Origin of the sequence: Acididesulfobacillus acetoxydans (assembly GCF_902729405.1) — a bacterium.
Classification (GTDB): domain Bacteria; phylum Bacillota; class Desulfitobacteriia; order Desulfitobacteriales; family Desulfitobacteriaceae; genus Acididesulfobacillus; species Acididesulfobacillus acetoxydans.
The window spans coordinates 3,768,881-3,791,247 of sequence record NZ_LR746496.1; the positions used below are offsets into that span (position 1 = coordinate 3,768,881).

Consider the following 22,367-nt stretch of genomic DNA (forward strand, 5'->3'; position numbering starts at 1 on the left):
CCGGTCGACCTGAGCCAAGGCATCCCGCCTGAACCTTAGCGTACCCACTCTCCGTCGGCCTTAGTATACCCACCCCCCGTCGGTCTCGGCGTATCCACTCTCTACTGCGGGTAGTCTTCCTCAGGATTATAACACTGTCCCAACATCGTTTGCAATAGTTCTAATTTAGTATTTACCCAAATTGCAAGACCCCACTTCTACAAGTGGGAGTGGGTCCCATGTACCCTATAGTGCCGCACCACCGTTGTTGAAACTTCAGTGCAAAAGGCCCGTTTTCGAACTGTGATAGGTAAAATCACGAAAAAAGGGGGAACCAACCGCAAATAATAAACAGATGGTTCCCACCACGATTCTTGTACAGAAGCGCTAAATTCGCTCTGACGCTCCTTTATTTATCCGTTTTATCGGGTCCGACCGCGACAATTGTGGGTGTGGGCGCATAGTAACTCGAAGGAAGATTTTCCGTGCTCACCACTTTGCCGTTCAGCAGAACCGTACGGGTCGTCGTCACTTTGTACCCCTGAACACCCTGCTGTCTCACCTGTTGTTGCCCCGCGGGCAGGGAGGGATCTTTCACGGTCTGCACGGGGGGAGGAACCGGAGTTGGGTAGTCTTTAATAACCACCTTTCGACCCGGCTGGGCCTGGCCGTAGAAATTGATCGTCAGGCTGTCGGTTCCCATTTTCGTCCGGATCAAAACATACCCCCCGGAGTCGTTTTCAAACTGCACGTCCGGACCGGGCCAAGCAACCGTGGCATCCTGCCCCAAAGGCATATACGAGATAACAAGGTCGTGATTGGTGCGCTGCGTCACGCGCAGGTCGGAATAGAGGACCGCGTTATAGAGCGTGCTGGAAACCTGACAGACACCACCGCCCCGGCCTTCCACAAACTGTCCGTTGACTATGATATAAGCATCGACATAACCCTTCGCCGCCGTGCATTCGCCCACCGTCTTATTGAAAGAAAATACCGCTCCCGGAGCCACCACCGTCCCGTTGATAGCCGCAGCGGCCAGACCGACATTTTTCGTCCGGCCGACCTGGGAAGGGTCAAAATAGCTGGTATAAGAACCCAAGAGCCCCGTAATCTTTTCTTTTTCCAAAGTCGCAGCAGTCAATTTTGGCGGTTCTTGGGTAAACGATACCTTAAGCGTGTTTGAGGGCAACGAAGTATCCAGTCCTTGTACCTGCTTGGCCAGGGCCGTGATATCAACGGCCTTGCCGGCACTGTCCGGCGTTATCTTCATCGTGTTCTGAGGCGTAATCGTAAAAGAGGCATCATGTGGCGCGACAGCAAAGGGTGCGAACATTTTCGTCAGGGCCTGGGACAACTTCTTTTTGTCCCAGGCTGTGCTCAGGTCAAAGCTCATCCCCTGCGAGGCTGCTTTCTTCTGCTCTGCTTTTTCGATCAGGTTTCCCTGCCGGCCCACGGCATACGCCTCAGTTAAAGCTTTGTCCGCCGTGAGTGTCAGCCCCAGATCCCCGAGTGTGCTTTTCAGCGTCTTCCCCTCGACCTCGAACTTCACGACATGCGAGCGAATCCCGGCGATTTTTTGATTGACCCGCGCTTGCCCCGCCGCTTGGGTCATATTTCCCACGTTAATCCCCGCCACCGAAAGACCGGGCATAAAGACACCGGTATCTCTCGTATACACGGCCAAGGCGGTCACTCCGGACCCCAAGACAAGGATTAGGACGATAATAATCGATAATGTGACTTTATGTGTGAGAAAACGAACCAAAGGACTTCTTCTGTGTCTTCTGGACCTGCGTCGGTGTTCCCTCAGAGGCAACCCCGCTGCCTCCCCTGCGACCGCAACTTCCCGCCGGGTTAAATGACTGGGATCCACCGGCCGCTCGGTACCTCGTCCTTCGTAATTACTGCCGTCGTCCATTCCTTCTCCTCCTCAGGCAAAAGCACCTTATCTCAAATTGTAATTCCTCTGACCTCAAACTACAATAGACTTCATTCATTAAACTTTTGTAAACTTCGTCTGCCGAAAAAGTCGTATAAATCAGCTATCGGATTTCCCGGGGAAACGCAAAGAGGCGCCGTTTTTGTGCACGGCGCGGTTTATGGCATCGAAAACCGTTGGATGAACCTACCCTTTTGCCTTCTGCCGACAGACGCAGCCGGTTGATCGGATCATTTTGAAGCCCTGAAATAACCGTATGTCATCGGTTCTTCGTCACTGTAGAGCCCCCCGTTAACCACATCCAACAAATAGAGAGTATGGGTACCGCAATCCAGCTTATCCCTCACTTTTCCCTCCAAAAAGCCCAGGCAGCCTTCCGGCAACGGTACCCCGGTCATTCCCGTCCGATAAGGGATCCCCGCAAACTTATCTCCGTCTCGGCCGGAGCGGTAACCGAAACGGCGGGCTAAATTATGCCCTTGGCGATCCAGAATAGATATCCCGACCACCCCGCTCGCTTCTATGAAATCGTGGGTATAGTTGCTTTTGTTGATGCCGATCGCTACCGTTGCCGGCTCAGAGGTGATTTGAAAGACCGTATTAGCACATTGGGCATTAATCTCCTCACCGCGGCGGGAAGATACGATGAACAACCCATATGTGATCTTGTGCAGCGCTTGTTTCGGGCCGCCTTTGACGAGAGATTCCCCGGCGCCGCTGCCCGCCGGCCGAACCCCCGGAGTAACCCCTTCCGCTCTCATGGTTCCGGCTTCGGAGTTTCTCTCCGCCTTTCCCAATCCGGCGGCGCTTGCGCTGCCTTCCTCAGCTCCGGCCGTTACTTCCTCAAAAAACGACGAATCCGCCCCGCACACCGGGCATACATCCGGTGGAGTCTCACCGGTATGAATATACCCGCAAATCGTACAACGCCATTGTTTCACGCTATGACCTCCCTTGCCCCGATTTCTCGGCTAATAGAACCAAGTATAGCACGAATCGACAGATTTCGCTTCTTAGCAACCCTTTCCTTTAGCAAGGTGCTACCCTTTTTTCTTTTGGCAAAGTATCACCTCTGTTCCCTTGACAAGGCATCACCCCTGTTCCCTTGGCAGGGTATCACCTCTGTTCCCTTGGCAGGGTATCACCCCTGTTCCCTTGGCAGGGCATCACCTCTGTTCCCTTGGCAAGGCGCCCTCCCCTATTTCTTGCGTCAGTTCCACCGGGGAGCACCCCGCTGCAGCGGAATCCGCCAAACAAAGACCCCCCGACGTTGGCATCAGTGGAGTGCAATAGTTTATCACGAGAGTGCGATATTAGCCCCGCCGCCTAGTCACCGATCGCTTTCGCCAGCAGTGCGGCGTAAGCCTCAGCCCCGGTGGGATTAAGGTGAACCCCGTCCGGGTAAAAGTAATCGCTATGCCCGGCACTGGCCGCATACCAGTCCACCAAAGTCGTATGGGGATAACCCGCCGCGACCTGAGCCAAAGTCTGATTGACCACCCCTTGCCACGGGCGAGGCACCCGGGTGTTTACAAGAATGATCTGCCTAGAACCCAGGGAGCGCAGCAGCGCGGTCAATTGGTCCTTGGTGAAAGGGCCGTTTGTGCCCAATTCGATAATCACCCGCCGTCCCAAGCCGCCCCGGGCCTTAAGTTGAGCCACCACCGGACCCGCCTGATACAACTGCCGGCCGATGTGGGCGTCCACGACGATACCGGGCAGACGCTGCTTTAGGTAAGGTGCGACATCCACCATCACAGAATCCCCGATGGCCGTGACCCCTTTGCCCGCCTGTGGGACAGACGCTGCGCCTCCCCCGTCAGTACCGTCCCCAGGGTGGGGAGTGGAAGCAGTGCCACCTGGGGCAGCAGGTTCCTGGGCAGGGGGCTTTTGCCCGGTCAATGCCGGGGAAGTCGACCCGGATGACGCACTCTCTTTGGGGTGTTCCGGCTCGATTTTTCCCGGAAAACCCAGTCCCGGAGCCTGGCCCGGTTTCGGCATCCACGGCTGCGCCAGGAACCCGGCGGCGCCGGCAGCCGCCGGCCTTCCCCCGGAGTGAGCACCAAAGATGGCAGAGGCTAGGTCTGTTCTCGTGAAGAAGATGACCCCCGCTATGACCAGGCAGGATATCCCCAGTAATAACCATGCCCCTTTTGAAGTGATCCAGCCGCTGACCGATACGTGCTCCCCATGCCCTTTCGAGCTTAGCGAAGGGTGGCGCTTCCTTTTCCGGTAACCATGACGGATCGGTTCCTCCACCAGACGCCACGACAAGGCGGCCAAAGCGACGCTGGCTGCCACTTGTCCGAGAGCACGCCCAACATTCACCCCACCGGTATTCACGGCAGGACTGGTCAGCACGATCACCGGGTAATGCCAAAGATAGATGCCATAGGAGCGCTCCCCCAGCCAGCGCCAGGGCTGTCCCCCGAAAATCTTGCCCAAGCGGCCGGCCGGGTGAGCCAATACCCCAACCAGTACGAGGGCCGCCGCGGAGAAAAGTACCAACCCGCCCCGGTAGAGAAAGGTTTCGTATTGATTGGTTGCCACCATCATGTAGACCACGGCCACGAGCGCCACGACCCCAACCAGGTCAAGCAGGAAGCGGCCCTTCGCCGGCAAAGTCGGAGAGAGTTTCCGGCTTGGCCAGACCAGAGCCAGCGCCCCACCCATCAGCAAGGCAAAAGCGCGGGTGTCTGTCCCGTAATAAACGCGGCTGGGATCGGTGCCGGGCTGATAAAGCAAAGCCATCACCAAGGCCGAACCCAGCGCGCCAAGCAAGATAAGTTCCACCAAGCGCCCCCTTTTTCGGACAAAACGCAGGCCCAACCAGAGCAGCAGGGGCCATATCAGGTAAAACTGTTCCTCCACCGCCAAAGACCAGAGGTGCCCCAGAGGAGAAGGGGGGCCAAAGCGAGCGAAGTATGACACGTGGTGGAAAACGAACCACCAGTTGCTGACATAGAAAACCGCGGCCAGCACGTCTTCCCACAAAGAGCGCAGGCGGGAAGGATCGAGAAGCGCCTGCCAGGCCACCACTCCCGCCAGCATGACGAACAAAGCCGGCAGAAGGCGGCGGGCGCGCCGCAACCAGAAGTTCTTCAGGTTGATCCGGCCGTTGAGCTTCCATTCCGCTACGAGAAGATCAGTAATCAGATAACCGGAGAGCACGAAAAACAGACCCACCCCCAAAAGCCCATCCGGAAGACAAGCTAAGTTAAGATGATATGCGATCACCGCCAACACGGCCAAAGAGGACGTATGAAGTTTTGTGTAAATGGTTAAAACTACCAATAAGGAGTTGATCATTTATGCAAGATGTTAAAGACCGGTTAGCCCGTGAAGTCGCCAAGGACTGTAAGACCGTCGAAGACGTCCACAACACGCTCAAAGACCTCTTCAGACGCACCCTGCAGGAGATTCTGGAAACCGAGATGAGCGACCATCTTGGTTATGAAAAACATAGTGTTGAGGGCAACAATTCAGGCAACAGCCGCAATGGATATTCGAGAAAGACCATTCAAACACGTATGGGTGAAACAGAACTGGCGATTCCCCGGGATCGCAACGGCGAGTTTGAACCACACATCATCAAGAAGTACGAGAAAAACGCCAGTGAACTCGAACAACAGATTATCGCGATGTATGCCAAAGGCATGTCGACTCGGGATATTGAAGCCCATATGCGCGATATCTACGGCATTGATGTCTCAGCCGAGTTGGTCAGTAAAATCACGGACAAGGTCATGCCACTCGTCACAGAATGGCAATGCAGACCCCTTGAGCGTATCTATCCCATCGTCTTTCTGGACGCGATTCACTTCAAGGTTCGCAAAGATAATCGGATTGTCACCAAAGCCGCTTACTCTGTTTTGGGCCTGGATGTACAAGGCCGTAAAGATATTCTCGGAATCTGGATTGGCGAAAGTGAAACTGCCAGCTTCTGGCTCAGTGTCTGCAACGACTTAAAGAATCGGGGCGTAGAAGACATCCTAATTGCCAGCAAAGACGGGCTGACAGGCTTCTCAGAGGCCATAAACAGCGTTTTTCCCCGAACATCGATTCAACTGTGCGTGATTCATCAGATTCGCAACTCCATGAAGTATATTTCCTTCAAAGATCGAAAGCCGGTGATGGCTGACTTAAAACAGGTTTACCAAGCGGCGACTTTGGATGAAGCCGAATTTGCTTTCGAAATGTTCAAAGAAAAATGGGGTAAGAAATTTCCATTGGTAATTCGTTCCTGGGAAAACAACTGGCTGGAGCTCACCACTTACTTTGCTTTCCCCCGAGAAATCCGCCGGCTGATTTATACAACCAATACAGTGGAAGCCTATCACCGACAACTGCGGAAAATCACGAAAACGAAAACGGCTTTTCCCACGGATGATGCCCTACGAAAAATCGTTTACCTGGCAACCATGGAAATCACGAAGAAATGGACTATGCCCGTTCAAAATTGGGCAGAATGTATCTCACAGTTTGCGATACAATATGGGGACCGGCTCAGCGGTGCCCTCTAGTCAGGGGCTTCGCCCCTGGAGTTTATCGCCTTGGTTCTGCCCGTGAGGAAATGGAGTTGGAAAGGGAAACCTCGAACAGACAGTTCCCATTTCCTCCGGCAGAAACCAGCTGGGCGCTCAGGTTGCTCTCCAGCAGAGCCCTGCCCTCCCAGATTGGCAAGAGCCAGCTATATTCTAACCCAAAAATCGTTTGAGCAAAGATTCCATTTACACAAAATAATTTACATTCCCCGGCCAAAGCCCGTAATCCATCCAAACCCGGCATGTAACGGCGATCCTTGTGCCGCCTGCCGCCGAGTCGGCGGCGTTCCTCATGCGGCTTGGCGCCGGACACCGTTTCAAATCCGTCTGGGCTGGGACTCACTTCTTTGCCAAAGCTCACGTTCTTCACTCCCCACGTTCTACCGAAAAATTCCCTCTCGCTTTAATAACGGAATATCTTCTTCCCATGTCACAGTCAAAAACAAACCCCAAACGGAACTATCACCCCGAGCACCGGCCCCACACTTGAAATAGAGGCCACCCCGGACACGGGCGCCACTACGGATGCGAACTTTAACCCGAACACAAAGGCCACTCTGGGCGCGAACACCACCCTGACGCGCTTGTTACCCCGGATGTACTCGTCACCCCTAGCGTGCTCGTTACTCGAGCGCGGACTCTACAGCCCCCGGACAACCCCAAATATCCAATAGTACTACCTCTTTCTCCTTTTTCCCCTCAAGAATATCAAGTTTCTCTCCCCGGTACTTTACAGAACCCTTAAAAATACTTACGGAAAGGTTACGCCGGCGCTAAATTACGGAAAAGAAAATAAGCCTGTTGACCTTTACTCAAAAGACCAACAGGCTGCCACAAAACTCCAACCCATTTTCAGCTTACAATCCCTTTTTCACCGACCTGTACACCCCCGAAGCATCTCTCACCGGCATGCTATGCTTCGGCTCCCTCTTTCACCCGCTTAGCTACGAGAAGCCCCGGCCGCCCGCACGTAGGATCAACCGGCATATCGCACGTCGCTCGGACCGCCCTCCATGATCCCCGGAGTCACTTCTGACAGACGGAGACCGTTTGTGCTCAGGTGGCTCATGCAACCTTTAGCCACCCCCAGAGCCACCTTCTGCCTGACGGGGACCCTCGGCTTAGTCAGCCCCAAAACCCCCGGACCGCCCGCGTGAGTTCCCGCGTGCCTGATACGTACCGGTCCTACGCGCTAACTGGAATAACCTTCCAGCAGCCGTGTGAGTTCCCGCGTGCCTGATACGTACCGGACTTTGCTCCACTCGCGGGGATAGAGCCTCCGATAAGCGAGGCACCCAAAACGCTCGTCGATTAACATCACGATTCCCCGGTCCGTCTTCGTCCGGATCACCCGCCCCGCAGCCCGCAACACCTTATTGAATCCCCGATACATATAGGCAAATTCAAAGCCTTGCCCCGAACTCTCCTGATAATAAGAACGGATGAGTTCGCGTTCCGGATAGATTTGCGGTAAGCCCACCCGCCACTCCCAAGAACTTCCGCAAGGCCTTCAGCAGGAGGGCGGGCCGCGCTTTCTCCGCATAACCCCAATCCCCGCGGTCGGCAACGGGCAGGAAAAACTGCTCTCTTTGGGCGGCGGCTAAAAAACTAACTGACTTATTGTATAGGCTTGCCGTCTGTTTCTAATCGTAGTATTATGATGGCGTAAGCAAATGAAACGAAGGTGAACTTGATTGGATTCGATTGATTTGAAGGCCATATCTGAGTTAATGACGAATGGCCGCACGTCCTGGGCAGAACTTGCCAACTGTCTAGGACTGTCAAGCCCAGCCACAGCCGAACGGGTGCATCGGCTAGAAGAGCAAGGGGTAATTAGAGGATTCACGGCTCTCGTCGAACCCGAAGCCGTGGGTTGTGGTCTGGCGGCTTTCGTGGCTGTTACCTTGGACCGTCCGGAACACCGGAATCCCTTTTTGCAGCGAATTTCGGAGATGCGAGAAATACAGGAGTGCCACCATGTCGCCGGAGAGGATGATTACCTTCTGAAGGTGCGATGTCGGGGAACGCGAGACCTGGAACGGGTGGTCAGCGAAGAGATTAAAGACATACCCGGTGTCGCAAGAACTCGAACAACCATTGTGATGAGCACCCACAAAGAGACTCCCGTGCTTCCGATGTTTCCGGAACACGTGGTTGATGTTTCGACTCGGAAGTAGAGGGGAGTCGGTTTAATGGATTTTCTTTTGAGGGGCCTCATCATCGGCGTGTCAATCGCCGCTCCGGTCGGTCCGATTGGCCTTCTGTGTATCCAGCGCACTCTAATGCAAGGTCGAATATCCGGGTTCCTAAGCGGTCTGGGTGCGGCCACGGCGGACGCTGTGTACGGCGGCATAGTCGGTTTCGGCATTAATCTTGTATCGAGCTTCTTGATGGACCAGCGAATATGGATTCATTTGACAGGCGGCGCTTTATTGCTTTTGCTAGGAATAAAAGGCCTCTTTGCCAGGCCCGCTGAACGGGCCGCGCAGACAAAAACCCCTGTGCGCGGATTGTGGTGGAGCTATCTGTCCACCTTTGTACTCACACTCGCCAATCCCATGACCATCTTATCCTTTGTGGCCGTGTTTGCCGCGCTTGGCGTCGCCAACTCCTCCCACCAATACTTGCGTGCCACTTTAACCGTGAGCGGGGTCTTCCTTGGCAGCGCTCTCTGGTGGCTGATTCTGAGTGGCGTTGCCGCCCGGCTTAAAGGAAAACTCAATAGATCAGCCCTCGTGTGGATTGGCAGATTATCCGCGGCCATCATTATCGGGTTCGGAATCTTCGGCATCGTAAGTTCCGGCGTCGTCGCTTGATGCTCGCGACTCCAACACCTCCAGCCCACCCCCGTACACGTCACTCAGGACATGAAACCGTAGCCGACCGCTGTCTTGGCACCTATCCCCTGCTCTTTCAAAGCTTGTTCTAACCCTGTACGTGCCACCTCCAAAACTCTCTTGCCGGCGAAACACCCAGATTTTATTTCGACATTGTCCTCTTTTCGAATGGCCAGGGTAAAACGAAACTCTGTCTTCTTTCCCACCGTGAGAAAAAGAATAGGATTGGGCTCGTAATAGTCCGCCGGGGCCTTATTCTTTGAACCATAGTAATCCGCGTTGTGTGGAGTCATGACGTCAACTTCAATCTCAGGGTTTCCCAGCGGGAAGGCGTCAAAAAAAAGGACGCTTCCCTTCCGGATCTCCTTCTTGTCCTCCGTTTTACCGCCAAAGAGACGGATGAATCCCTCGTCCTGCCCGGCTTTGCACGGCCGCGCCTCCTCCTGCCCGGACTTCTCTCCCCCGGACTCCTCCTGCGCGCTCTCGTCCTGCCACCCGGGTTCCTCCTGCTCCCTTCCCTCCCGCTCGGCAAAATGTTCCGCCCAGATCCAGGAGCGCGTTACGCCTTTCACCGCGCTTCCCGGAAGATAAGGAAAGCCGTAGAGGTGGTGCAAAGTAATCGAGGTTTCATAGACGGAGGCGCCACCTAAGCCGACGACCACCCTCCACTCCGGTTTTGCCGTAAAACTCAGGGTTTCGAAACCCAAGTCCAAAATACTCTTCTCCCGCCGCGCTAGGATCTCGGGCAACCGACAGAAAGAAAACTCGGGGGCAAGAGTTCCGGACAAGAGTCCCCTCTGGTCATGCTGGACGACGACAAATCTTTCTTTCTCAGCCCCGCCTTTGCGGCCATTTTGGACAAGTGGAAATTTGTTCAGCCGCAAGTAATAATTCTCAAACTTCACTTCACTTTCTGCCAGAAGCTCTCTCGTGTCCCGGGGGATATACCGGGGAACCTCACGCTCCGCGGGAAAATAACCCCCTCCTTCCCGCCGTCCCTGTGTCCCGTTCATATTCCAGTTACCCGCGCCTGCCCTCATCTCCGCATCCCCTCTGCGCGGTCCACCCTGCGCCGCCGCTTGGGGCCTGAGGGGCGGAATCCCCTTCTCGTTACGTTTATATTCGTGAACCGGAGTTCTCTCCTCCCTGCAAAGACTGACAGCATTCACTTGGCTCGGGTTTCCCTCACGGATCACGGTGAACTCCACTTCGGCCCCAAGAGCAAGCTGATTCTTAAGCTGATTGTTCTCCGAAGCCAGATCGAAACTGTACTTTTTCCCATCTTCACCCAGTATGATCCCTTTTCCCCGTTCACAGGAAAACTGAAATATCCTTAATCTTTTACGATTCATCTCTCCCACCCTCAATTCTCCTCAGGCTCACCCTCAATTAACCCTTCGGCAAAGCGCCGCAGCCAACTGAAAAGGCCCAAGACCTCCACCGTAACTGACCGGTATTGGGGCGACGGCAGGGTTATGACCTCTTCAACCAAATCCTTCCCCTCCGTCAATAATTCCTTCTCCCGCAACCAAGCCGCAATTTGGCTGTAAATCCGACCATAAGGTGTTTCCTTTGCTCTTTGCTTTGAATCCGTCCCCATTTTTGAGCGGACAAATGCCAGAGTAGCCGCCAACCCATTGGTCTTGATCAGCATGGGAATCTTTTTGACATAGGATTTGTATTTCTTGTCGTCAACTCCCAAAGCTTGTTTCGCCTCTTCCACCATCTCGTAAGCCCGTGCGGCGCGGCCCTGCTCAATCAGCGAAACTCTATTTTGAACTTTGTTCGCCATGGTCCTTCACCTCCAAGAGATTATCCCCAAGACCTACGAGCCCCTTGCCAATCGTCGCGTCCCCGCCGATCTGTACTAGCGGCGGCAGGTTTTCTTGAAAAAACCTTAAAACTGCCTTTTCCCCGTCTGTGAAGACACCCTTCTTGACATTAAAGACCGGTGCCGTCAAAACAAGTGAGTAAAGAACTGTCTCCGCGGGTAGGTATTCCTCGGTAAAAAGTGCTCCTTTCTCAACCGTACCAGTCTTTTGGTCGATTTTCGTCCTGGTTATGACCTCTGTCGACATTTGGACAAAATCACTAAAATCGTCGTCACTCAGAACCAGCAGATCCCGGGTCATCTTACTGCGCAGGTAGTCAAAAGAAGGCCCTTGCGGCAAACTAACTTCAGCGAGCCAGCCCGCAAGGCGGCTGCAAGCGGCGTCGGGCCGAGCCTCGAAGGTATACTCCTCAAGAACGATTTTCCCTGACTTTGCCCCAACGTAGAGAGAACACCCATCCGGCGTCGAGTTTGTCGCTGGTACGTCCCACGCCTGGGCAACATCGGCAAGGAGCAGATCGTTTTTAAACCTCTCCAAAACCTGGGGACAGGTGACCCAGGCATAGACCCCTTTGACAGATCGCACAGGGAACAGCAGAACCCGGGCATCGGTTAAACCCAGGGCTGCCGCGTATTCTCCGCCGGTCTCAGGACCGAAAACGAGGGCCATGCTCTCTTCCCTTGCCTCCCCGCTTAATTCACGCCCTTGAAAATATAGCCTTTCCCTTCGTCTCACGGCGTCTCGCAGGCTCCCTTTGAGCCCGGAAGCCTCGATCTTCGGAAAGCCGGTGTGGCGCTCTCTCTGGATCGGCAGATCCACAATGCCAAGATCGCTGCCGCTGCCGGCATGGACTGACGATTCGCAGAACAGGAAAACGGGTCTCGCCAATTTGTACATCTTGTTAACCCCTCCCTCTTGTCAAGAACGCGGTTTTTGTAAAGGAACCTGATCAAATTTTCCTTCTTTCAGGCTGTCGTACTGCTCTTCCATCCACTTCGAATAGAGTTTGTCAGTAGAATTATCTTGTATATAAAAGTAGTTGTAGATTTTCAGGTTCTCCCCCTCCGGTTTATACTGGATTCTGAAACGCCCGGAACAGTCCTTGAAGACAAAGGTATCTCTTATTCGCGTATGACTCAACTCCTTGTCATTGTAGAGCTCCAGGACGACCCCTCGGTCTCTTAAATCCTCCAGCTTCTTGCAAAGCCTCTGCAATGATTGCAGCAACTCCTTTTTTCTCGTCTTCTCTTCACTCCAGTACTTTCCACCTCGCGGCATATAGACCAGGAAAAAGGACTGATATCTCTGCCAAAATATCATTCCCACCGCATTCAGAGCAATCATGGCCGACCCGTCGTCCTTAATCTCCTCGACACATGAGCTAAAGTCGTCCTCAACGGCATGCAAGCGCTTATAGTTTTCCCAACTCTCCTCCACGCCCTTCGCCAATTCCTTAAATAATTCGCTGTATTTGGCGAAAAGGCCCCACGAGATATCGACCGGAGCCTGCGGGATTTTCAGAAGCTCATGGGTATCTTCAAAAAGATAATAGATTGGGATGTTATAGACCTGACCGAGAAGAGTCAGATAGGGAATTGTCCCTTTGTAGCCGCCGGTGATATTTAGTACCAAGTCATCCGTGAAAAACTCACCACATTCCAGCGCTAGAACGTTAAAGCGCTTGACCAGGTTAACCATTCCCTCTTGGGCAAAGGTATGGGCATCCAGTACCTGTAAACCTTTAATCACATCATCATCCGGATCAAAAAAGACCGGTATCTCCCCTTGGGTATTGAAATACTTCTGCACCATTTCCGCCGCCAGCCTAGATTCAATCGTATCACTGCAAAGGAGATGAACCTCACAATTCTCCGCGAATTGCTCTTTTAGTTTCCAAGTGCTGCTGATTTCGGCCGAAGCATTCTGATTTCCCGCCATCCATCGTGATACGGCTTTCCGAATCTCCTCAATACGCTCTTGGTTCTCCTGCCAACGGCTGTGCCTTTTCCCCTTGATCCCATTCAGGTGATCCCTCATGTCTTTCCGCTCATTGTCGTAATTGGAGAAAATCGACGTACCGACTGTCGTGATGATCCTTTTCATGTGCTCACTCCTCCTACCAAAACCGTACCAAACCCTTCCCGGCTATAGGAATTCTCCTCCATCGGCCTATAGTGAAAAATATCCTGCACCTGTTCCGGATCCCCGTCCAGCAGTTCGAAACAGTAAACACTACCGGCAGGCACCGCCCTTTTCATCGGTTTCGGGCTATTTTCCTTTATGTTAAAGCCGCCTACCGAAACATACTTGTCAATGGCCGCAGTTAATAACCTAAGGGACAAACCCCGGTAGTTCCCAGTTAAATCCTTTTCATTCAGCCATTCCGGCAGCCACCCGTTGGCTAAAACCGCCGGAGTCAGCAAATAGAGCTTAAAGCGTTTCTCCCCGAACGGCGCCGGTTGGGGAAGCCACTTCCGCTCGATCGTCTCGTAGCCAGCCACCTTACCTTCCCCGCCTAGCCTGATAAATCCCTTGTTCGGCAGTTCCAAACCTTCATAGTCCACCAGGAAAGAGGTCTCCTTCGTCGCTAAACCACTACCACGGTCCGGCGCAAGGCGCTTCATCCCTATGCGGTAAAGTTTGTGCCCTTCCGCCCGACGGTACTGACGGTCTAACGTAATTCCTATCTTCGGCTCCTCCGTCACAAACTCCGATATCATGCGGTAAGGGAGCGCCTCCTGTGACCCGGAGAGGTAGTCTATAAATGTCAGGCGTTCGAGCAGTGCTCCGCTCAGCGTCTCGGCTTCCCGACCTTCGGGTACGGTTAAAACCTGCGGTAGAAAATAGTTGGAAGACCTCCCGGCCGGAGACAGTTGCAAGGGATATGCCCTTTGGACCTCCGTCTCTTCTTTGTCCTTCACGACATCCAGCGGGCAAGGGAAGTAAATTGTTTCCCCATTCATGAGAAGGATTGAGCGGATGCGCAAATTGAGAGTAGGATCCTTATCCGTAGTCGCATTCGGTAGAAAGGACGGATTTTCGGCAAAAAAAGCCGTGCGCAAAGCCCCATAAAAAACAGAAGGGAACGGCGGAAAAAACCCTTCCGCCCAAAAATCCTCTCCCATCGTAAAAGGCTTACCGTCACGAAAAAAGAGAGGATCAAGCGCCTTGATTTTTAATAACACGCGGTACCGCCTCCCTGCTCAAAAAGCGTACGACTTCGAGAAAATCGAGGAAACTATCCAGACGTTTAAGGCGGATATAATCCCGGGAGAGCACGTTCCACAGCAAATCACTTCGGGTCCTTTTGTCTTGTTCCGCCCCTGAATAGGACCGAAGGAGCAACCGTCTCAGCTCACTCCGAACCATCTCGTCAAGATGTCCCGAAGTGTTTTTGGGGTCGTCCTGTTCTTGGCTCAGGGGACGAAATTCCCTGCCGAAGATCGTGATAAAAGAGTCCGAAAAATCCTCATCGAGATTTTTCAGGATCACTTGAATATCGTCGGTAAGCCAAGTCTCGTCTCCCGAACGCCATGGGCCCACCGTTTTAACTGTTTCACCGGAATGTTTTACAACCGCCAGTCCTAAGGCGTCCTTCCCGCTCTCAGGCTCCTTCGCTTCTTTTTCCATTCGGCGCGCCCAGTTCAGAGCTATACCCAAAGGGGTCTTATAATGGGCGATTGCCACGCCGGCTGAAAAAGTTAACTTATCAGGACTGTAAGCGGAAAAATCCAATCGGTCGAATTCGCTTCTTAACGCTTTCAGGATCTCCATTAAAGAGGACAGGTTGACCAGTCCGAGAAAATCGTCCCCCCCGGCATAAACCGTCACTCCCCGCGAATTGACGAGTATATCTCTCGCGGCTCGGCGAGCGAACTGAGACAGCGCCAGGCTCAACTCGCGATGAAAATCCCGCAGGGAAACCCCTGGCGTCAGCCTTTGCCCGGACAGCCATTTACCCATGCTATCCCCGTCGAAAACGAGAATGGCATAGTAGGGGGAAAATCTAATCTCATAACGTTTCAGACCGGTATAGACGCCCCAAGCGGCCGCCCAGTCATTCGCCGCCACCGGGCTCGGCGGAGAGGGCATTTTTCCCTGTGGATAAGCGCCTATCTCTTTGAAGTAAAAAACCAGCTCGTCATCAAAATCCTTTTCCACTTGCTCTGCCAGCGCAGCATCTTTGTCCGCTAACCTGGCATACGCGTCACTTAAGGCGATTCGGCAAGTCGAGGGAAAGGAGTTCCCCCGCTCCGCCCCGGAAGCTTGATCCCGCAGGTACAACTCCGCGCAACGTTTGATAAACCCGACTGCCCCAAGAGCTTCCCCCTCGGCCATGTACTTCGCAGGTACATGCGAAGGCAGCTTCAGTGCAGATTTGGAGAGGTACGCCGGAGGTCTCCCCTTACTCCGATAGAACAAAGCGGTTTGCTCTCCGGTCAGCGAACATTTTCGTCCGGGCTCCGACGACGACTGCTTAAAGGGACGGACGCTTTTGGCTTGTCCGAGAAGACGCTCAACCGACCGGTACGCTTTTTCATAGCCGCACTCCAGGGAAGAGAAGGCCCAGAAAAAGCGGAAGTAATCTTCAGTCTGCTGCCGGACACCCCCGGGTTCCGGTAAATTAAGCGTGTCTAGAATAACTTCGGCGATCCGGCGCACCTCCGAGCGCAGGTCTTCTTCCAGCCGCTCACCGATTTCTCTCATCGATTCATCATCTTCACCCTCAAGCACTGCCAAGAACCGGTTCGGCAAGAACTCCATCTCCGGCAAAGGGAAAACAATCTGTCCCTGATAGCGCTCTTGAACGGTATGCAGGCACCGGCGGCAAAAGTGAGAGAGGAGGGCGCTGCCGGCGCACAGATCTTGAGTCTTGCGCGCTTGGGCTATGAACAATTGCACCGGTGTGACAGTAAACAAAAATAAATACTCTTTCACGTTTCCCCCGCTCCCCCCAGAATCGCTGCTCGAAATTCCTCTCTTTTATCGGCCGTTGGCTTTTCTTTTTTCGGATCAAAGACCGGATGAAGTGAAGTAATCACCGGCCAGGTGATAGCGCCCCCCCGCACGATAGAGACATATTCGGGGGAGGCCAGGCGCCCTCTCGGCCCGCCCATGCCCGTATAACCGCAGTCATTGCCGTGTGAACTGGACCCAACCGTCGTGAGCAGCACATCAAGATTCCTCGTACCTTCCCCTATCCTGATTTCCTCAACATAAGGATAATGAGCGGAACACTTTTCCCGCAGTCTGATGATTTGATCACTCTCCCCGTATCTGCCCCCGGAGAGAAGATTCATTCGGTCTAAAACCGCCTTCCGAAGAGAAACCCGTTCTGCCAAATTCAGAAGCTCGGAAGCCTTTCCATTGCAGGCCATGATTTGGAAACACCCAAAACCCCTCCGACTTCTCTTTCCCACGCCCCCCAGCAAGGCAGAGAGCTCAACCAGTGCCCGCAAGTGATCCGGCGAGAATCCCTGCGGCAGGTCTCGGTAAGACAGAATGAGTTGAAACGAATGGTTAACAATGGCCTTCACTTTCGGTCGCCTCTGCCCACGATACGTCGGAAGGTCGTGGTGGGGCAGAAGAGACTTCATCACCGGCCCAAAAGCGCCGCTCTTTATACGGAGAGAAAAGCTGCTCCGGCCTTCCCCAGTACCCGTTCCGCCGAAAATTTCTCCCTCCCTTCTCCTTAGCTCCTGTATATCGTCCTCCGCCTGCACGGCCCGCCACCAAAACCGTAGCATTCCTTTAAAGGAGGGGGCGCGAAGTTCCGGCAAAGCGGACCCTGCTCCGTAAAGGAACAAGGGAGACACCGTCCGGTATTGGAAATCAAGAATGGCCAAATGAACACCTCCTCAATCTGCAGCAGCCCAGATAAAGATAATCATAGGCGCATCGTCATCACTTTTGGCTCAGCATAGGTAATTTCTGACCGCATCATTTATTCTTTCTACAATAATTTCATGATTCCTCCATCTCTCCCCGGAAAATTCGAATGTTTCGGAATTCCCGCACGTAACCCATTACAAACTGTCAGTGCCAACGTCCGTTCAAGCACGATCATTAGCACGACTTTTGAGAGGCCCCTCGGCAGGCATATGCTGGCTGTCGGCCACATCGTCTGGGTGACAACATCAGCGCCGGTAAGTCGAAGTTGGCGGCAATCCGCAAGGCGAACCGCTACCCGCGCTCTGCTTTGGTTCAAGTGGCCTGGCAGCCGCCCGCCAGAAAAACTAGCTCGTGCGTATCATTTACGCACTTTTTATTCGCCAGCAAATGTTTGATTTTGCCAAGCTTGTTTCTCCGCCTGTTTCCTCAAACTCAACATCTGCTCCCGAGATACCTCCTCAAGACTTACCTGAGTTGAGTAAGTTATCTTCAACTCTCGCTCTCCTAGCCAACCTAGGCGAAAACGACAACCTGTCTGAATCCTCCCCTCCAGAGGATACTTCCCCTTCTTCCTCCCAGGCGACTCTCTCCTCTTGCAGATCCTTCTCCTTCTAAAACCCAAAAGATTCCCGAAACGAATTGTAATAGCTTTAACCTAGTACCGACTCCTAAGAAACGGCGTTCCGCCAAAACCCCAGAAGAAAAACGCCCCACGACCACGGAGCCAGTCGCTCGCCGCCGTGGACGCCCTCATAAACAGCAAACCGAGACCTAAGGCCGCGAGCAAGCTTAACGAGTTCGAAGACTCAATGGGACCCGAAGCCAATCGGGATCCTAGCCTTGCTATGCCTATTTCCGGTTTGCTATTTCTTTAATTCGCCTCCGGTCTCGGTTTTCCTCCCTGCTTTGGCTCTGCCCTCAGGGAATTTTTACGCGTAACCCCACCCCTTTGTCTCCTAAGAGTATTCTATTTTCAAGCCAATTCCTCATAGGCAGGCTATCGGCCAGTCGCGGTTGTAATTGACCAGGGAGCAGGCGGAGGTTTCAATTCCTCATAGGCAGGCTATCGGCGGAATGACACTGGAACAATTCCGCGCGTATGAGCGGTTTCAATTCCTCACAGGCAGACTATCGGCAATGGAAGATATTCGGAATGCGTTTGGATCCGAAAGTTTCAATTCCTCATAGGCAGGCTATCGGCGATACGCGGGGATGGGTAAGATACACGGGGGTGAGAATGTTTCAATTCCTCATAGGCAGGCTATCGGCCGTCTTCGGCTACACCCCCTTTAAGTGCTCCCATTTGTTTCAATTCCTCATAGGCAGGCTATCGGCCGCCGGGACGAAGGCGGGATGCGATCTGTCCCACGGTTTCAATTCCTCATAGGCAGGCTATCGGCATCTATTTCCAAGATGAGGAAGGGACCTTTCTTAAGGTTTCAATTCCTCATAGGCAGGCTATCGGCCCGTAGATGACTCCGCCGACTTCGACGGTTTCTCCGAGTTTCAATTCCTCATAGGCAGGCTATCGGCGTCACAGGGTATACGAGGTCCGCCAAATGTATGACTGTTTCAATTCCTCATAGGCTCGGCGTTATAGTTTCTCCAGGCGCTAATGATGTAACATTAGTTTCAATTCCTCATAGGCAGGCTATCGGCGGAATTTGCCTGAGATTGCCAGTGACTGGATAGGCAGTTTCAATTCCTCATAGGCAGGCTATCGGCTTCAGGATGCTGTGGAACGTAAGAATGCCAGTTTGGGTTTCAATTCCTCATAGGCAGGCTATCGGCAAATTTCGATGCTGGAGAAGTGTTTGAAAAGGCATGTTTCAATTCCTCATAGGCAGGCTATCGGCCTTCGGTTGTGAGACGCTGGAAAAGGAGGGTTTTCATGGTTTCAATTCCTCATAGGCAGGCTATCGGCGATTCAAGAGTGAAGATTGATGAATCGAGGACCACGGTTTCAATTCCTCATAGGCAGGCTATCGGCAAATTCTCCCGCGCTTCCCTATATCGTGCCAGTTTGTTTCAATTCCTCATAGGCAGGCTATCGGCAGGTCTATGGCCCGGTACAAGCGGCCCGTATGAGAACAGTTTCAATTCCTCATAGGCAGGCTATCGGCAGTTTTTGTGATTCTTCTGACAGTTCCCGGGCTTTAGTTTCAATTCCTCATAGGCAGGCTATCGGCGGGTTGGACCATGACACTGAAATTTTTCGCGAATTGGTTTCAATTCCTCATAGGCAGGCTATCGGCTTGGCCCGTCCTGGCAATCGGCCTGGGTATCATGGGTTTCAATTCCTCATAGGCAGGCTATCGGCGACCCCGAAACCGAAGAACTGCTGCTGCCGGTCTTGAGTTTCAATTCCTCATAGGCAGGCTATCGGCGGGGATGAAAGCGGGACCCCGAGTTGAGAAAGGAATGTTTCAATTCCTCATAGGCAGGCTATCGGCCCATGTGGGAAACGGATGTCAAGGGCGTTCTCGGCGTTTCAATTCCTCATAGGCAGGCTATCGGCAGAGCCACGGAAACGAGGGAGATGGGTATATTATACGTTTCAATTCCTCATAGGCAGGCTATCGGCTTCTCTTAGTTTATCTTGCCGCAACCGGAAGGTTGCGTTTCAATTCCTCATAGGCAGGCTATCGGCGCGGCCCGAAGGTTGACGATGAGCTTTTTGATTTGGTTTCAATTCCTCATAGGCAGGCTATCGGCCTCCGACAGTGACGGGGTTGGCGTTAGCGTTGGGATTGTTTCAATTCCTCATAGGCAGGCTATCGGCGGCGTGCAGTTTGTCTGAGCGGCTACGTCCACCATATGTTTCAATTCCTCATAGGCAGGCTATCGGCTTCGGACCCCCTGGGCAGAAAGCTCTTTGAAAACCGCAGTTTCAATTCCTCATAGGCAGGCTATCGGCCCGCTCTGACGAACCGGGCCTCTTCGATTCGCCCTAGTTTCAATTCCTCATAGGCAGGCTATCGGCGGCGTTACACTCGCTGATACGGCCTGTTGACTCTCTGAGTTTCAATTCCTCATAGGCAGGCTATCGGCTAGAAATCGTTTGTGTTGCATACTTTCCAAACACCTGTTTCAATTCCTCATAGGCAGGCTATCGGCGGATTAAAGAGCTCCTCCCAGAAATTTACAAGACCGAGTTTCAATTCCTCATAGGCAGGCTATCGGCGCAGGTCAAACGGAACTCGAATATCTCACTTATCGGTTTCAATTCCTCATAGGCAGGCTATCGGCTTTAAGAGTATGCTATTATAATGTTAAAGACAAATAGTTTCAATTCCTCATAGGCAGGCTATCGGCATTAACAAAACATTAAAGTCTAGGCTTAGAGCCTTGGGTTTCAATTCCTCATAGGCAGGCTATCGGCGCATGGAAAAAACTGTGGCATACTGGATGGACGTCGTTTCAATTCCTCATAGGCAGGCTATCGGCGAAGAAACAAGAACAGACTGCGCAAAGCCTGGCTGAAGTTTCAATTCCTCATAGGCAGGCTATCGGCTCCGTAGTTCTCGTTTTCCGGACCGCCGAAGAGGTGTTTCAATTCCTCATAGGCAGGCTATCGGCAGAATTCGCCCTTCTCGTTTCTCTCGATTGTTCCAGTTTCAATTCCTCATAGGCAGGCTATCGGCCGTACGCAATCCGGTCCGCTTGGCTTGACGTTAGTTGTTTCAATTCCTCATAGGCAGGCTATCGGCAGGAACGGCGCAGCCGACACCCAGATGATTCTCGCGTTTCAATTCCTCATAGGCAGGCTATCGGCGTCAAAAAATGAAGGGAGGAAGTCCCCGCTGGACTTGTTTCAATTCCTCATAGGCAGGCTATCGGCATTTTTCCTCCGCCCATGCCGCGCGGAATTGAATATGTTTCAATTCCTCATAGGCAGGCTATCGGCCTGGAAGACCGGCGTCAGGTCCTGAATCGTGAGATGGTTTCAATTCCTCATAGGCAGGCTATCGGCATTTCCGGTCTGTATAAGAGAATGGGAATATGGCTAGTTTCAATTCCTCATAGGCAGGCTATCGGCGGCTTTCTAGCCTTCTTTTTTTTGCCTTCATATGTGAGTTTCAATTCCTCATAGGCAGGCTATCGGCTGAGGCGGGGAATGTCTACCTTTCTAATGCTTAAAAAGTTTCAATTCCTCATAGGCAGGCTATCGGCTTAGAAATAACAGGAAATCCGCATTCTCTGATGACTTGTTTCAATTCCTCATAGGCAGGCTATCGGCCTTATGGAGATCGATGAAATCCTGAAATCGGCTGAAGTTTCAATTCCTCATAGGCAGGCTATCGGCTCACGGGTACACCGCCAGAAGAACACCCGAACACCGAGTTTCAATTCCTCATAGGCAGGCTATCGGCGAGCACTTACCGGCACTCCCTGGCCGTACTTTAGGTGTTTCAATTCCTCATAGGCAGGCTATCGGCCAAAGACTTGTCCACCGTAAATATCCAGAAGTTATAGTTTCAATTCCTCATAGGCAGGCTATCGGCCTGTGTCGTGTTTCACTTGGCCACCTGGCCATGTTCCGGTTTCAATTCCTCATAGGCAGGCTATCGGCAATCCGCATCATGCTCTCGGCTAGGCAGTCACGGGGTTTCAATTCCTCATAGGCAGGCTATCGGCAGGTTGGACGCCATCTATGCTCAAGCAAGTCTATATAAAGTTTCAATTCCTCATAGGCAGGCTATCGGCCCAAGGCCGCGGGGAAGGCGCGGTGGGTATTAATGACGTTTCAATTCCTCATAGGCAGGCTATCGGCATAATTCTATGAAAAAAGCAGGCGGCATTATATCTCGTTTCAATTCCTCATAGGCAGGCTATCGGCGGAGAGTCAGCTCATCCCCTGGGAAGCGGGGAAGCAGTTTCAATTCCTCATAGGCAGGCTATCGGCAGGGGCGCTACGAGAAAAAGAAAGAGCAGCTATTCGAGTTTCAATTCCTCATAGGCAGGCTATCGGCGGTGCGGCATCAGGAAAGCCTACGTAGGCATCGGTGGTTTCAATTCCTCATAGGCAGGCTATCGGCCGGTCGTAGGCGCTCCGCTTACCGTAGCTCCGACAGTTTCAATTCCTCATAGGCAGGCTATCGGCGGCCGGAATTGAGTGGAAGGGACGGTTTTATCCTCCAGTTTCAATTCCTCATAGGCAGGCTATCGGCCACCGGGTTAACCTGAGCCGGGGTCTCGGTCGCCGGTTTCAATTCCTCATAGGCAGGCTATCGGCCTCGGGTGTCGTGGCCGTCGGTCGATACCTGGGGTAGTTTCAATTCCTCATAGGCAGGCTATCGGCGGCTACAAAAAGGTGTACTGGTGCACCAAGATGGAGTTTCAA

15 protein-coding genes and 2 CRISPR repeat arrays (1 of these 17 cut by a window edge) are annotated in these 22,367 nt (G+C 52.9%); of the genes, 3 read left to right on the forward strand and 12 right to left on the reverse strand.

Annotated features, from left to right (window positions below):
• Window positions 1-388 precede the first annotated feature (388 nt).
• From MNU25_RS16800 to MNU25_RS16810, 3 genes are all read right to left on the reverse strand, one after another.
• Window positions 389-1,897: a VanW family protein gene (locus MNU25_RS16800; RefSeq protein ID WP_240986121.1), complete on the reverse strand. Its 1,509-nt coding sequence runs from the start codon at window positions 1,895-1,897 to the stop codon at window positions 389-391.
• A gap of 251 nt (window positions 1,898-2,148) precedes the next feature.
• Entirely contained in the window at window positions 2,149-2,859 is a 711-nt protein-coding gene (locus MNU25_RS16805; RefSeq protein WP_240986122.1) for a flavin reductase, read from the reverse strand.
• Between the two features lie 385 nt (window positions 2,860-3,244).
• A complete protein-coding gene (locus MNU25_RS16810; RefSeq protein ID WP_240986123.1) occupies window positions 3,245-5,227 on the reverse strand; it encodes an acyltransferase family protein in 1,983 nt (660 codons plus the stop codon).
• 2 nt (window positions 5,228-5,229) lie between these two features.
• Here MNU25_RS16810 and MNU25_RS16815 point away from each other — a divergent pair, with 2 nt between their 5' ends.
• Window positions 5,230-6,441 (forward strand): IS256 family transposase, encoded by a 1,212-nt coding sequence (locus tag MNU25_RS16815; RefSeq protein ID WP_240984366.1) that lies wholly within the window; start codon window positions 5,230-5,232, stop codon window positions 6,439-6,441.
• A gap of 22 nt (window positions 6,442-6,463) precedes the next feature.
• Here MNU25_RS16815 and MNU25_RS16820 read toward each other — a convergent pair whose 3' ends face one another.
• Together MNU25_RS16820 and MNU25_RS16825 are read right to left on the reverse strand one after the other, a co-directional pair.
• Window positions 6,464-6,823 (reverse strand): hypothetical protein, encoded by a 360-nt coding sequence (locus MNU25_RS16820; protein WP_240986124.1) that lies wholly within the window; start codon window positions 6,821-6,823, stop codon window positions 6,464-6,466.
• Window positions 6,824-7,654: 831 nt separating this feature from the next.
• Window positions 7,655-7,942 (reverse strand): helicase C-terminal domain-containing protein, encoded by a 288-nt coding sequence (locus tag MNU25_RS16825; protein WP_372503561.1) that lies wholly within the window; start codon window positions 7,940-7,942, stop codon window positions 7,655-7,657.
• Window positions 7,943-8,156: 214 nt separating this feature from the next.
• Here MNU25_RS16825 and MNU25_RS16830 point away from each other — a divergent pair, with 214 nt between their 5' ends.
• Together MNU25_RS16830 and MNU25_RS16835 are read left to right on the forward strand one after the other, a co-directional pair.
• Window positions 8,157-8,639, forward strand: coding sequence for an Lrp/AsnC family transcriptional regulator (locus MNU25_RS16830; protein ID WP_240986125.1), 483 nt, complete (start codon window positions 8,157-8,159; stop codon window positions 8,637-8,639).
• Between the two features lie 15 nt (window positions 8,640-8,654).
• The gene (locus tag MNU25_RS16835; protein WP_240986126.1) at window positions 8,655-9,278 is read left to right on the forward strand and encodes a LysE family translocator; all 624 of its coding nucleotides are present in this window, start codon (window positions 8,655-8,657) and stop codon (window positions 9,276-9,278) included.
• A gap of 44 nt (window positions 9,279-9,322) precedes the next feature.
• Here MNU25_RS16835 and cmr6 read toward each other — a convergent pair whose 3' ends face one another.
• The 7 genes from cmr6 to cmr1 are packed head-to-tail and all read right to left on the reverse strand — an operon-like array spanning window position 9,323 to window position 16,977.
• A complete protein-coding gene (gene cmr6, locus MNU25_RS16840; RefSeq protein ID WP_240986892.1) occupies window positions 9,323-10,651 on the reverse strand; it encodes a type III-B CRISPR module RAMP protein Cmr6 in 1,329 nt (442 codons plus the stop codon).
• An 11-nt stretch (window positions 10,652-10,662) separates the two neighbouring features.
• A complete protein-coding gene (gene cmr5, locus MNU25_RS16845; protein ID WP_240986127.1) occupies window positions 10,663-11,091 on the reverse strand; it encodes a type III-B CRISPR module-associated protein Cmr5 in 429 nt (142 codons plus the stop codon).
• A complete protein-coding gene (gene cmr4 / locus MNU25_RS16850) occupies window positions 11,069-12,028 on the reverse strand; it encodes a type III-B CRISPR module RAMP protein Cmr4 (protein ID WP_240986128.1) in 960 nt (319 codons plus the stop codon). The genes cmr5 and cmr4 overlap by 23 nt, the downstream gene beginning before the upstream one ends.
• A gap of 21 nt (window positions 12,029-12,049) precedes the next feature.
• Complete coding sequence (locus tag MNU25_RS16855) at window positions 12,050-13,234, reverse strand: hypothetical protein (protein WP_240986129.1); 1,185 nt, start codon at window positions 13,232-13,234, stop codon at window positions 12,050-12,052.
• Window positions 13,231-14,316, reverse strand: a complete 1,086-nt coding sequence (gene cmr3, locus MNU25_RS16860; RefSeq protein WP_240986130.1) for a type III-B CRISPR module-associated protein Cmr3 — start codon at window positions 14,314-14,316, stop codon at window positions 13,231-13,233. The genes MNU25_RS16855 and cmr3 overlap by 4 nt, the downstream gene beginning before the upstream one ends.
• A complete protein-coding gene (gene cas10 / locus MNU25_RS16865; protein ID WP_240986131.1) occupies window positions 14,291-16,069 on the reverse strand; it encodes a type III-B CRISPR-associated protein Cas10/Cmr2 in 1,779 nt (592 codons plus the stop codon). Before cas10 ends, cmr3 begins: the two co-directional genes overlap by 26 nt.
• On the reverse strand, window positions 16,066-16,977 hold the full coding sequence (cmr1, locus tag MNU25_RS16870; protein ID WP_240986132.1) for a type III-B CRISPR module RAMP protein Cmr1: 912 nt from the start codon (window positions 16,975-16,977) through the stop codon (window positions 16,066-16,068). The genes cas10 and cmr1 overlap by 4 nt, the downstream gene beginning before the upstream one ends.
• 1,021 nt (window positions 16,978-17,998) lie before the next feature.
• A CRISPR array of direct repeats spans window positions 17,999-18,557; the repeat unit is 30 nt; unit sequence GTTTCAATTCCTCATAGGCAGGCTATCGGC.
• Between the two features lie 95 nt (window positions 18,558-18,652).
• Window positions 18,653-22,367: a CRISPR direct-repeat array (repeat unit 30 nt; unit sequence GTTTCAATTCCTCATAGGCAGGCTATCGGC); it runs 5,143 nt beyond the window's last position.

Excerpts from the sequence above, each read along its gene's own strand:
- MNU25_RS16835 (WP_240986126.1), top strand. The coding sequence starts at position 8,655 with ATGGATTTTCTTTTGAGGGGCCTCATCATCGGCGTGTCAATCGCCGCT.
- cmr6 (WP_240986892.1), bottom strand. The coding sequence starts at position 10,651 with ATGAATCGTAAAAGATTAAGGATATTTCAGTTTTCCTGTGAACGGGGA.
- MNU25_RS16800 (WP_240986121.1), bottom strand. The coding sequence starts at position 1,897 with ATGGACGACGGCAGTAATTACGAAGGACGAGGTACCGAGCGGCCGGTG.
- cmr5 (WP_240986127.1), bottom strand. The coding sequence starts at position 11,091 with ATGGCGAACAAAGTTCAAAATAGAGTTTCGCTGATTGAGCAGGGCCGC.
- MNU25_RS16815 (WP_240984366.1), top strand. The coding sequence starts at position 5,230 with ATGCAAGATGTTAAAGACCGGTTAGCCCGTGAAGTCGCCAAGGACTGT.
- MNU25_RS16855 (WP_240986129.1), bottom strand. The coding sequence starts at position 13,234 with ATGAAAAGGATCATCACGACAGTCGGTACGTCGATTTTCTCCAATTAC.
- MNU25_RS16810 (WP_240986123.1), bottom strand. The coding sequence starts at position 5,227 with ATGATCAACTCCTTATTGGTAGTTTTAACCATTTACACAAAACTTCAT.
- cmr4 (WP_240986128.1), bottom strand. The coding sequence starts at position 12,028 with ATGTACAAATTGGCGAGACCCGTTTTCCTGTTCTGCGAATCGTCAGTC.